The sequence below is a fragment of the Halomonas sp. LMYGS-3 genome, assembly GCF_059509875.1.
The window spans coordinates 32,659-44,465 of sequence record NZ_JCAKFQ010000027.1; the positions used below are offsets into that span (position 1 = coordinate 32,659).

9 protein-coding genes are annotated in these 11,807 nt (G+C 69.7%); 5 read left to right on the top strand and 4 right to left on the bottom strand.

The window, feature by feature from the left end:
• Nucleotides 1-2 precede the first annotated feature (2 nt).
• From ptsP to AC5W54_RS18830, 4 genes are read right to left on the bottom strand one after another with little or no spacing between them, the layout of a single operon-like run.
• Complete coding sequence (gene ptsP, locus AC5W54_RS18815; RefSeq protein WP_495963632.1) at nucleotides 3-2,636, bottom strand: phosphoenolpyruvate--protein phosphotransferase; 2,634 nt, start codon at nucleotides 2,634-2,636, stop codon at nucleotides 3-5.
• A gap of 29 nt (nucleotides 2,637-2,665) precedes the next feature.
• The gene (locus AC5W54_RS18820; protein ID WP_495963633.1) at nucleotides 2,666-3,685 is read right to left on the bottom strand and encodes an SIS domain-containing protein; all 1,020 of its coding nucleotides are present in this window, start codon (nucleotides 3,683-3,685) and stop codon (nucleotides 2,666-2,668) included.
• Nucleotides 3,676-4,800 (bottom strand): N-acetylglucosamine-6-phosphate deacetylase, encoded by a 1,125-nt coding sequence (nagA, locus tag AC5W54_RS18825; RefSeq protein ID WP_495963634.1) that lies wholly within the window; start codon nucleotides 4,798-4,800, stop codon nucleotides 3,676-3,678. The genes AC5W54_RS18820 and nagA overlap by 10 nt, the downstream gene beginning before the upstream one ends.
• An 8-nt stretch (nucleotides 4,801-4,808) precedes the next feature.
• Nucleotides 4,809-5,543 carry a GntR family transcriptional regulator gene (locus AC5W54_RS18830; protein ID WP_495963635.1) on the bottom strand — a complete coding sequence of 245 codons (735 nt, stop codon included), beginning with the start codon at nucleotides 5,541-5,543 and terminating at the stop codon, nucleotides 4,809-4,811.
• 295 nt (nucleotides 5,544-5,838) lie between these two features.
• On the opposite strand from AC5W54_RS18830, the gene AC5W54_RS18835 reads away from it, so the two are divergent.
• From AC5W54_RS18835 to siaD, 5 genes are all read left to right on the top strand, one after another.
• Entirely contained in the window at nucleotides 5,839-7,779 is a 1,941-nt protein-coding gene (locus tag AC5W54_RS18835) for an exoribonuclease II (RefSeq protein WP_495963636.1), read from the top strand.
• Between the two features lie 188 nt (nucleotides 7,780-7,967).
• On the top strand, nucleotides 7,968-10,043 hold the full coding sequence (siaA, locus tag AC5W54_RS18840) for a biofilm regulation protein phosphatase SiaA (RefSeq protein ID WP_495963637.1): 2,076 nt from the start codon (nucleotides 7,968-7,970) through the stop codon (nucleotides 10,041-10,043).
• Nucleotides 10,044-10,053: 10 nt separating this feature from the next.
• Nucleotides 10,054-10,587 (top strand): biofilm regulation protein kinase SiaB, encoded by a 534-nt coding sequence (gene siaB, locus AC5W54_RS18845; RefSeq protein WP_495963638.1) that lies wholly within the window; start codon nucleotides 10,054-10,056, stop codon nucleotides 10,585-10,587.
• A gap of 18 nt (nucleotides 10,588-10,605) precedes the next feature.
• A complete protein-coding gene (siaC, locus tag AC5W54_RS18850; RefSeq protein WP_495963639.1) occupies nucleotides 10,606-10,995 on the top strand; it encodes a biofilm regulation phosphoprotein SiaC in 390 nt (129 codons plus the stop codon).
• Entirely contained in the window at nucleotides 10,992-11,786 is a 795-nt protein-coding gene (gene siaD, locus AC5W54_RS18855; RefSeq protein ID WP_495963640.1) for a biofilm regulation diguanylate cyclase SiaD, read from the top strand. The genes siaC and siaD overlap by 4 nt, the downstream gene beginning before the upstream one ends.
• Nucleotides 11,787-11,807: the final 21 nt, after the last annotated feature.

Consider the following 11,807-nt stretch of genomic DNA (forward strand, 5'->3'; position numbering starts at 1 on the left):
TCTCAGCACCTCTCGAGGGTCGTTGTCGTTGTTGTGTCGGGGGTCTCGTCGGCCCGGGCCAGCCACGCTCCGAGGCGCTCGCGCACCACGGCGGCATCGTCCAGGGCCAGCAGCTCGGGAAGTTCGGCGGCCAGGGCGGCGGCGTCCAGGCGCCGCAGGATGGCCTTCACCGCGGGCACCCGGGCCGGCTCCACGGAGAGCTCGTCGACGCCCAGCGCCACCAGCAGGGGCGCGGCCAGATCGTCGCCGGCGGCGGCCCCGCACACCCCCACCGGGCAGCACCCCTTGGCGCCGTCCACCGTGGCCTGGATCAGCCGCAGCACCGCCGGGTGCAGCACATCGGCCCGGGCGGTCAGGGCCGGGTCCTCGCGATCCATGGCCAGGGTGTACTGGGTCAGGTCGTTGGTACCGATGGAGAGGAAATCCGCCTCGGCGGCGAGGCTAGCGGCGCACAGGGCGGCGCTGGGCACCTCGATCATGGCGCCCAGGCGCGGCCGCGCCTCGAGTCCCATCTCGGAGGCGATGGCCTCCAGGCGCCGGCGCACCTGGCGCAGCTCGCCGGCCTCGCTGACCATGGGCAGCATGATATGCAGCGTCTCCAGGGGCGTGACGCCGAGCAGCGCCCGCAGCTGGGTCTCCAGCAACTCGGGATGACTCGCCCAGAGGCGGGCGCCGCGCATGCCCAGCGCCGGGTTGGGCACCGTCGGCAGGTGCAGGTAGGGGAGCTGCTTGTCGGCGCCGATATCCAGGGTACGAATGATCACCGGCTTGCCGCCCAGGGCCGCCAGGGCGGCCTGGTATTCGTCGCGCTGGGAGGCCTCGTCGGGGGCGCTATCGCGCTCCAGGAAGAGGAATTCGCTGCGCAGCAGACCCACGCCATCGGCGCCGGCCGCCGCGGCCTGGCGCGCCTCCTCGGCGCCGCCGATATTGGCGCATACCTCCACCGCGCGGCCGTCCCGGGTGATGGCCGGCTCGAAGGCTGCCGCCCGCGCCGCCTCGGCCTCGCGGCGGCGGGCCGCGATCCGCGCCGCCACCTCGGCGACCCGGGCCGCGCTCGGCGCCGGCACCAGGCGGCCGCGCTCGGCATCCAGGATGGCCGCCTCGCTCGGGGCCTCATCGAGGGCCGCCAGCAGGGCCGGCCCCATGGCCACCAGGCAGGGGATGCCCCGGGCCCGGGCCAGGATGGCCACATGGGAGGTGGTGCCACCGCCGGCCAGGCAGAGCCCGACGGGGCCTTGGGCGGCCACCGCCACCAACTCCGAAGGGGTCAGCTCCTCGGCCACCAGCAGGGCACCCTCGGGGACGTCGGGCAGCGCGGGCTCCACCGCGTCGCTGAGCTCCGCCATCACCCGACGCTGCAGGTCGCGCAGATCGGCGACCCGGGCGGCCAGCAGGGCATTGCCGGTGGCGGCGAGGCGCTCGGCCTCGGCGTCCAGGGCCTCCCGCCAGGCCTGGCCGGCGCCGCGCCCGGCGCGGATACGCTCATGGGCCACCGCCACCAGGTCCGGGTCCGCCAGCCAGGCGCCATGGGCGGCGAAGATCTCCGCCTCGGTGTCCTGTCCCTGACGCCTCGCCTGCGCCTCGGCCTCGCTCAGGGCCTCGCCGACTCGGGCCAGGGCCTGGGTCAGGCGCGGCGCCTCCACGGCCTCGCCCCCGCCGTCATGGGGCACGGCGGGCAGCGGCGGCCGATAGGCGACCAGCGGCCCCAGGGCCAGGCCGGGGCTGGCCACCAGGCCGGCCAGCTCGCCCTCCCCCAGCGCCTCGCCAGGCAGCGTGGCCGGCTGGGGGGCGGCATGCGCCTCGGCCTCGGGGGTGGTCAGCAGCGCCTCGGCGGCGTCCAGGGCCGCCTCGGCGGCCTCGCCCCGGGCGCTCAGCCGCAGGGCCGCGCCCTCGGTGAGGCCCAGGTTCATCAGGGCGCTTAGACTTTCGGCGCTGGCGCTGGGGCTTTCGCCGCTGTCCGCGTCGCGCTCCCCTGCCCCGGTCCCGTGATCGAGATGCACACTCAGGGCAACGCCATGCTCCCGGGCGATGGCCCGCAGCCGCGCCGCGGGGCGGGCGTGCAGGCCGGCGCCCAGGGCCAGGGTCAGGCGCCGCTCGGCTGAGTCAAGGCGCCCTTCGGCCAGGGGACCGGTGGCGCATTCCTCGGCCGCCTCGACCCCGGCGGGGCTCAGCACCAGCAGCGGCTCGCCCAGGGCGACCCGCTCGCCCTCGCCGCGCTCCGGCGGCAGCAGCCGCCAGCCGGCGGCCTCGGTGATCACCAAGGGGGTGATCAGGGCGCTGGCCCCCCGGGCCAGGGCATCGGCATCGAAGCGGCACAGCGGATCGCCGGCGCGCACCCGGTCGCCCACGCCGACCAGGGGCTCGATGCCCTGCCCCTGGAGCTCCACGGTATCCAGGCCCAGGTGGAGCAGCAGCTCCACCCCGGCGGCGGTTCTCAGGGTCAGGGCGTGGTGGGTACGGGCGCACTGCACCACCTCGCCGTCGCAGGGGGCATGCAGGCACTCGCCCAGGGGATCGAGGGCGATGCCCTCGCCCAGGGCCAGGCCGGCGAAGACCGGGTCGGGCACCGCGGCGAGGGGCACCACCACCCCGGCCACGGGGGCCAGCAGGGTCAGGGATTGACTGGCATCGGACATGGGAGGACTCCCAGAGTTGTTGTTAGGCGTTACAGGGTGCAGGTGACCTTGTTGAGGTGTCGGGGCCGGTCCGGGTCGCTGCCCCGGGCCGCCGCCAGGCCGGCCACCATGACGTAGAAGCTCTGGATCACCGACAGCGGCTGCAGGGCCTCGTGGCCGGCATCCACCAGGGTCAATTGGCGCGTCGCCACGCCCTCGTCGGCGGCCAGCAGGACCCGGGCACCGACGCCCTCGAGCCATTCGGCCAGCTCCAGCAGCCCGGCCTGTTCCGGCCCCGGCGGGGCGAACACCAGCACCGGGTAGTCGGGGCCGATCAGCGCCATGGGGCCGTGACGCACCTCGGCGCCGCTGAAGGGCTCGGCCTGGATGGCGCAGGTCTCCTTGAACTTGAGCGCCGCCTCCTGGGCCACGGCGAGGCCGGCGCCGCGGCCGATCACCATCAGCTTGTCGGCGCCCGCCAGGGCCTCGATGGCGGGTGACCAGTCCATCGCCAGGGCGCGGGTCAGGCGCTCGGGCAGGCCATCCAGGGCGCCGAGCAGGCCACGATCCTCCTGCCAGTGGCCGATCAGCTGGGCCATGGCGGAGAGGGTGGCCAGGTAGCTCTTGGTGGCGGCCACGCTCTTCTCTTCCCCCGCATAGAGGGGAATCTCGGTATCGCTGGCCGCGCCCAGGGGCGACTGGGGGGTATTGACCAGGGCCAGGGTGCGGGCGCCGGCGGCGGCCAGCGCCTGCTGGGTGGCCACCAGGTCGGGGCTCTGCCCCGACTGGGAGACCGCCAGGGCCAGCTGGCCGGTCAGGCGCCAGGGGGCCTGGGCCAGGGTGGTCAGGGAGGGCGGCAGCGAGGCCACCGGGATGCCGCGGCGCTTCATGCACTGGTAGGCGAAGTAGCCGGCGGCGTGATCGGAACTGCCCCGCGCCACGGTGACCGCCGCGGCGGGCTCCGCGGTGCGCAGGCGCTCGCCCAGCTCGGCGAGCAGGGCCTGGTTGCGTTGCAGCTGGCCGCGGAGGCGCTCCGGGGCGTTACGGGCTTCTTCGAGCATCAGGGACATGCGGGGGCTCCTTGGACGTTGCCACAGACATCACGGCCCTCGACGAAGACCGCCTGGAGTTGGAGTTGGGGATCGAGGACGACCAGATCGGCCAGGGCGCCCTCCGCCAGGCGACCGATCTCGCCGAGGCCGAGGAAGTCGGCGGGGAAGCGCGACAGGCGATCCGAGGCCTCGGCCAGGGAGAGCCCCAGGCCGACGAAGTTGCGCAGCGCCTGATCCATGGTCAGGGTGCTGCCGGCCAGGGTGCCGTCGGCCAGGCGCACGCCGCCCAGGCACTTGGTCACGGTCTGCTCGCCCAGGTGGTAGTCGCCATCGGGCATGCCGGCGGCGGCGGTGGAGTCGGTGACCGCGTAGAGGTGGGGGATGCAGCGCAGGGCGGTACGGATGGCGCCGGGATGCACATGCAGCAGGTCGGGGATCAGTTCGGCATAGTCGGCATGGGCCAGGGCCGCCCCCACCATGCCCGGCTTGCGGTGGTGCAGGCCGGTCATGGCATTGAACAGGTGAGTAAAGCCGCAGGCGCCGTGGGCCAGGGCCTCGACCCCCTCCTCGTAGCTGCCCAGGGTATGGCCCAGCTGGACCCGCACGCCGCGCTCGCTGAGATGGCGAATCAGCGCGTGGTGGCCGGAGAGCTCCGGGGCCAGGGTCACCAGGCGAATCGGCGCCAGGGCGCCGAGCGCGTCCACCTCCTCGATCAGGCCGTTGCGGGCATAGGCCGGCTGGGCGCCGAGCTTGCCGGGGTTGATATAGGGCCCCTCCAGGTGCACCCCCAGCACCCCCGCAGCCCGGGGATCGGGATCGGCCATATAGGCGGCGATCTCGACCAGCACCCGGCGAATCTCGGCGTCCGGGGCGGTCATGGTGGTGGCCAGCAAGCGGGTGGTGCCGAAGCGCGCATGGGTGCGTGCCAGGGTGGCCAGCGCCTCGCCCCCCTCCATGGTGTCGGCGCCACCGCCACCATGCACATGCAGGTCGATAAAGCCGGGCAAGAGCCGCGGATGGTCGTTGGTGTCGGGGTCCACGGGCTCGCCGCAGATGCGGGTGATGCGCCCCGCGTCCCAGTGGAGCTCGCCCAGACGCCAGCCCTCGGGGGTGAGGATATTGCCGAATTGCATGGGGTCTCCTAGCGGGTCAGCTCGACCATGAAGTCGTAGTAGTCGGTGCGGCAGTAAGTGACGGTCAGTTCCGCCGCGGTGCCGTCGGCGAGATAACCGAGCCGCGTCACCTTGAGCAATGCCTGGCCCTCGGGCACTTCAGCGAGCGAGGCCAATTCGACATCGGCGTTGATGGCGGTGACGTGCTGCAGGGCTCGGGCCACCGGCTTGCCCGCCGCCTCCAGCACCGCATAGAGGGAGGTCTCCACCGCCATCGGGTCCGGCAGCACCGCCGCCGGCAGACAGCTCTCCTCCACCGCCATGACCACGTCGTCGGCCAGGCGTAGCCGCTTGAGCCGGGCCACCCGGGCGTCGGCGCCCAGCCCCAGGCGCATGCTCTCCTCGGCGCCGGGCGCCGAGAGACGGCGCGAGAGCCAGTGGGAGCCGGGGGTGAAACCGCGCTGGGTGAGCATCTCGGTGAAGCTCACCAGCCGGGTCAGGGACTGGTTGAGCCGCGGGGCGATGAAGGTGCCGGAGCCGTGACTGCGGCGGATCAACCCCAGCTCCGCCAGGCGATCCAGCGCCTTGCGCGCGGTGATCCGCGAGACCGCCAGCGACTCGGCCAGGTTGCGTTCCGAGGGCAGCGCCTCGCCGGCCTCCCAGGCACCGGTCTCGATGGCCTGCTCCAGCTGGCTAGCCAGCTGTTGATAGAGTGGCGTTGCCCCGCGGGGGTCGAGACGCAACTGCTGGAAACGGGCATCCATGGCTCTCTCCTGGCTTTACCAATGTAATACCACTATAGCTCCACATAGATACCAGTTAAATACCACATGACTACGACCATGGTCGCACACCACCGGATCGCTGCCCGCTCGATCGGTCGACCGACTGCCATGGCCATGGGATGACACTCCGGCGGGCACCACCGCTCGGTGCCCGGATATCCTGGCCGCGGCTGCGCAACTGGCTGATTCGCCGTGGCGGCGGCAGCCAGCGTTTGGCGCCGCGGATGGGAATCCGTATAGTGGCTCCCTTACTCCCGCCACCCGATCGTGATCCATGCTGCAGAACAACTCGGTGCTTGCTCAGCTCAAGCAACAGATCCGTGACAACACGCACCGCGTCGAGGGCCTGATCAAGGCCACCGACAGAGGTTTCGGCTTCCTCGAGACCGACGACGGTGACTCCTACTTCGTGCCGCCCCCTGCCATGAAGCAGGTGCTGCATGGCGACCGCGTGCAGGCCGTGCTCCACGAGGAGGGCGACAAGAAGTCCGTGGCGCCAGACACCCTGCTCGAGCCGGGCCTTTCGCGCTTCATCGCCCGAGTGCAGAAGCGCGAGGGCCGCCTGGCGGTGGTGCCCGACCACCCCTCGATCAACAACGCCCTCAAGGCACGTATCAAGAACAGCCTCGACGAGACGAGCATCGGTGACGGTGACTGGGTGGTGGCCAGGCTCGTGCGCCATCCGCTCAAGCCCGACGACCGCGCCTTCTTCACCCAGATCGACGAGTTGGTGGCCAAGGCCGACGATCCCGCCGTGCCATGGCGTGTGACCCTGGCCCGCCACGCCCTGGAGCAGGAGTGCCCGGACGCCGGTGACGACTGGCCGCTCCGCGACGAGGGCCTCGTGCGTGAGGACCTGACCGCTGCGCCCTTCTTCACCATCGACGGCGAGAAGACCCGCGACATGGACGATGCCCTGCGCATCGAGACCGGCGAGAACGGCGGCTGGCGCCTGACGGTGGCCATCGCCGACCCCACCGCCTATGTCGAGGAGGGGCATGCCGCCGACCTCGAGGCGCGCACCCGGGCCTTCACCGTCTACCTCCCGGGCCAGAACGTCACCATGCTGCCCGAACACCTGGCCGACGACCTCTGCTCCCTGTGGGAGGGCCAGGAGCGCCCGGTGCTCGCCTGCACCCTGGAGATCGGTGCCGACGGCAGCCTCGGCGACTACCGTTTCTTCGCCGCCACGGCCCGCTCCCAGGCCAAGCTGGCCTATGACCGGGTCTCGGACTGGCTCGAGGGCCAGGGCGAATGGGCACCGGCCGGCGAGATCGGCGAGCAGCTCACGGCCCTGGCGGCGATGACCGAGGCCCGCGCCGCCTGGCGCGCCGAGCATGCCCTGGTGTTCAAGGATCGCCCCGACTACGTCTTCGACCTCGACGAGGCCGGCAACGTGCTGGACATCCGCACCGAGGAACGGCGCATCGCCAACCGCATGATCGAGGAGTCGATGATCGCGGCCAATGCCTGCTGCGCGCACCTGCTGGCCGAGCACGTGGGACACGGCATCTTCAATGTCCACCGCGCCTTCGAGCCGGAGAAGGCCGAGGCGGCCCACGAGTTCCTCGCCGCCCAGCAGATCCAGGTGGAGCCCGAGGCGCTCACCGAGCTGCCCCGCTACAAGGAACTCAAGCGCGTGCTCGAGGGCCGCGAGGATGCCTGGCTCGACGCTCGCCTGCGCCGTTTCCAGGGTTTCACCAGCATGTCCGCCCTGCCCGGCCCCCACTTCGGCCTGGGCCTGGCCGCCTACGCCACCTGGACCTCGCCGATCCGCAAGTACGGCGACATGGTCAACCATCGTTTGATCAAGCGGGTGCTCAAGGGCGAGCAGGCACCGGCCGAGGCCAGCCAGCAGCTCACCGAGCAGCTCACCGAGCGCCGCCGGCTCAACCGCATGGCCGAGCGCGACGTCAAGGACTGGCTCTATGTGCGTTACCTGGCGCCGGCCGCCGAAGCCCAGGAGACCTTCGATGCCGAGATCATCGCCATCAACCGCGGCGGCATGCGCGTGCGCCTGACGGCGAACGGGGCCACCGCCTTCGTCCCGGCGCCGCTGATGCACAGCGACCGCGACAAGGTGGTGATCGACGACAAGGAGGGGCGCATCCAGATCGAGGGTGAGGAGCGTTTCAAGCTCGGCGACCATATCCGTGTGGCGTTGACCGAGGCCCGCGAGGAAACCCGCTCGCTGGTGGGCCGCCCCGCGCTCTGAGCCGCTCCGGCGTCACCGAGAAAACCGGCCCCGGCCGCCCAGGCGACCGGGGCTTTCTTTGGTCTCGATCCACCTCCATCTCGCCACGCCGCCGCCGTTATGGCATCTTGGTACCAGAAAACTCATCAGCTGGTGGTGACGGCACTCAGCCCAGGCCACCGGTCATCCGAATATCGGGAAGCTTCGCCATGGCCGCACGCTGGGGGCTGAGAGGCAAGTCGGCTGCGACCTTGCTGTTGGCCTGCCTACTCTCACTGATCCCCGCCGCTTTGATCGGCTGGCAGGCGGTCGACGACATTCGCCGCCACTTCGCCAATGCCTATGCCGAGAACTACACCCTGCTGCACATGCAGAAGATCCTGGCGCCGGTATCGCGGGAGCTCGCCCTGTCCCAGCGCCTCGCCGATTCCGTCGTGACTCGCCAGTGGCTCGAGGATGAAACGGATCCGGCCAAGCGGGCACGCTTCTTCGAGGAAGCCGAAGGCTTTCGCCGCGACTTCGCCGACCGCTCCTACTTCATCATCGCCGATGCCAGTGGCGCGTACTATTTCAACGACGACGAACGCAGCGACCCACGGACACCCCGCTATCGTGTCGACGCCGACGACCCGGACGACGCCTGGTATTTCCGAACCACCCGCGGCGAGGAACCTTACAACCTCAACGTCAATGTCGACCACAAGCTCGGCGTCACCAAGGTCTGGTTCAATGTCGTCGTGAACAACGGCAGGAGCCCCCTGGGCCTCGCCGGCACGGGGCTCGATCTCAGCGCCTTTCTCGATGACTTCATCCGTGACGAGGCCCCGGGGCTGACGCCGATGATCACCGATCGCCACGGTGCCCTTCAGGCCCACCCCTCGCTGGAACGCATCGCCTTCAGTTCCGGTGCCGGCGACGCCGACATCGACGAGCGGCAGACCGTGCTCTCCCTGCTGGGCAGCGATGCACAACGGCAACGCTTGACCGACGCCATGCAGGCCTCACGCCAGTCGCCCGAGCGTGTGCAGACGCTATGGGCGACCCTCGAGGGACGCGAACGCCTGCTCTCGGTCGGCTATATCCCCGAGATCGACTGGCACCTGATCACCGCCCTCGACCTCGGTGTCGCCCCGATCCTCGAGCAACGCTGGCTGTGGCCACTGTTCATCGCCCTGACACTGGTGCTGGGCATCCTTCTGCTGGCCTTCGCCTATGCCACCGACAGACTGATCCTCGCCCCGTTGAATCGCCTGAAGCTCTCGGCCCAGGCGATTGCCGACGGCCGCTACGACTCACGGCTCCCGACCTCGCGCAACGACGAGATCGGCGAGCTGTCCCTGGCCTTCTCGCGCATGGCGGGCCAGGTCCAGCGCCATACCCAGGAGCTGGAAAGCAAGGTCCGCGAACGGACCCAGGCCCTGGAACAGGCGAATGCCGAGATGGCGGCGGCCCACAAGCAGATCGACGACTCGTTGCAGTACGCCAGCATCATCCAGCGCGCCATCCTGCCCGACAGACAACTCGCACTGCACCTCGAGCACCGCTATGGCGTGCTGTGGAAGCCCCGTGACACCGTGGGTGGCGACTTCTATGTCTTCCGCGCCCACGGCGGCGGCTATCTGCTGGGCGTGGTCGACTGCGCCGGCCACGGCGTGCCGGGATCGCTGATGACCATGCTGGCCCGTGCGATCCTCGATCATGCCGTCCTGCAGGCCGGTGCCGAGGATCCCGCCGCCATTCTCGACGAGACCGACCGCCAGTGCCGTGACATGCTGCGCCCCGACCAGTTGCCCGCGTCGATCGCCACCAACATGGACATCGGCCTGGTGTGGGTGGACCTCGAGGCTCGACAGTTGACCTTCGCCGGGGCCAAGATCGGTCTCTATGCCACCGATGGGACCACCCTGGAGCGATTGCCGGGGCACAAGCGCGCGCTCGGCCACACACGCCATGTCAGCTACCGCAACCAGGTCGCGCCATTACACCTGGGATGGACCTACGCCCTGTGTACCGACGGTTTTCTCGACCAGGCGGGCGGTGAGGCCGGGTTCGGTTTCGGCAATGGCCGCTTCGAGGAGAAGCTGAAAGCCAACGCTCCGCTTCCACTGGGCGAGCTGATGGCCGCCCTGGAGGCCGAGCTGCTCGCCTACCAGGGCGACCTGCCGCAGCGCGACGACATCACCGTTCTGGGCTTTCGCTTCACCGAGGAGAGTGGTTCACCGGAGCGTGGCGGGCACCGGGCACCGCCGACCGCCCCCCCTGCCTCGCCAGGCAAACCGCAATAGAGGAGGTGCCATGGACCTGTTAAGCATGCGGGAAAGCTATCTCAGCCAACGCATCATGCTGTGCTTCAACGGCCCCATTTCGCGCAGCCTGATCGAGGAGATCGGCAACGCCCTGCGCAATTACCTGAACTCCCAGCAAGCGACGCCTTCCGCCGCCATGGATGTCTTCGCCGCCTACATCGAGATGACCCAGAACATCCGCCACTACGCGCGCGTCAAGGGGTACGACGAGGAGAGCGCATCGGCCACCGTCGCGGTAGCCAGGGACGAACACGGGCACTACACGGTATCGGCCGGCAATCTCGTCGAGCGGGAAGACGGCGAGAGGCTGGTCGCCACCGTCGAGGCGCTGGCCGCCCTCGACAAGCAGGAGCTGAAGCAGGCCTACAAGCGGCAACTGCGCCAGCCCCGCGGTGAGGGTGCCCACTCCGGCGCCGGTCTGGGACTGCTCGATATCGCCCGCAAGTCCAGCCAACCCATGCGGGCCTCGCTCAAGGCGTTGCCCGATGGGCGCGGATTCCTTAGCCTGACAGCCATTATCTGACCCTGCCGAGTAAGTACCATGACCAACGACTTGAACATCCCCGGCAGCCAGTCCACCCCTGCCATTCGCAGCGATTGGCAGGTCGGACTCCTCTCCATGCAGGGCGACTCCTATCCCGAAAATTCCTATGAGCTCTTCGACCAGGTCATCGGCTGGGTCGAACGCTTTCTCGAGCGCGAGTCGCGTCCGCTCGCACTGGAGCTGGCACTGGTCTATCTGAATACCAGCTCGGTCAAGGCGATGATGGACATCTTCGATCGCCTCGAGGAGGCCCATCTCGACGGTCGCGATATCCGGGTGACCTGGCACTACGATTCACGCAACGAGCGAATCGCCGAGCTGGCCGACGAGTTTCGCGAAGACTGCACCTTCCCCTTCGCGATCACGCCGACGCGGGCAGAGTCATGACTCACGACGACTCGGAGCTGCTGTCGTGGATCGAGTCGCTGCTCGCCGACCCGGTCCATGCCGGCCATCCCTTGCATGACGCCCTGAGCCGCCTCTATCACCATCACACCGAGGAAAAGGCCCGCCTCGAGCGCATGATCAGCATCTCCGACAGTTACCAGCGCTATGCCAAGGAGGACCAGTTATCCGCCCGGCAGCGCTATGACAGGATCCGCAGGCATCAGGAGAAACTGGCACGCATCTCGGACGGCTATCAGCAGCTGATGCGCGAGCAGAACCTCTCCCTCAAGCAGGACTCGACCCACGATCCCCTGACCGGCCTGCCCAACCGGCGCATGATCGGCGAACGGCTGGAACGGGTGGCGACGGATGCCGATCGGCATGACCAGGGGTATACCCTGGCGATGCTCGATATCGATCACTTCAAGCGAATCAACGACCGACATGGCCACGAGATCGGCGACCAGGTACTGGTGGCCATCGCCCATGTCATCCAGCAGGAGCTGCGCGACTACGACCTCTGCGCCCGCTGGGGCGGCGAGGAATTCCTGCTGTTGCTGGCCAATACCCGGCTCGCGGAAGGCCGCGCCATCGTCGATCGACTTCGCCGCCGCCTGTCCAGGGTTCCCATCGTGGTCGGCGACATGACCCTGTCGGTCACCGCCAGCGCGGGGCTCAGCGAGCACCGCGCCGGCGAGGATCCTCTCCAGCAGACCCTCCAGCGTGCCGATCAGGCCCTGCTGCAGGCCAAGCGTGGCGGTCGCGATCGCAGCTGCATCAGCCGGGGATGAGCGCGGGCCGGCACCGAAGGT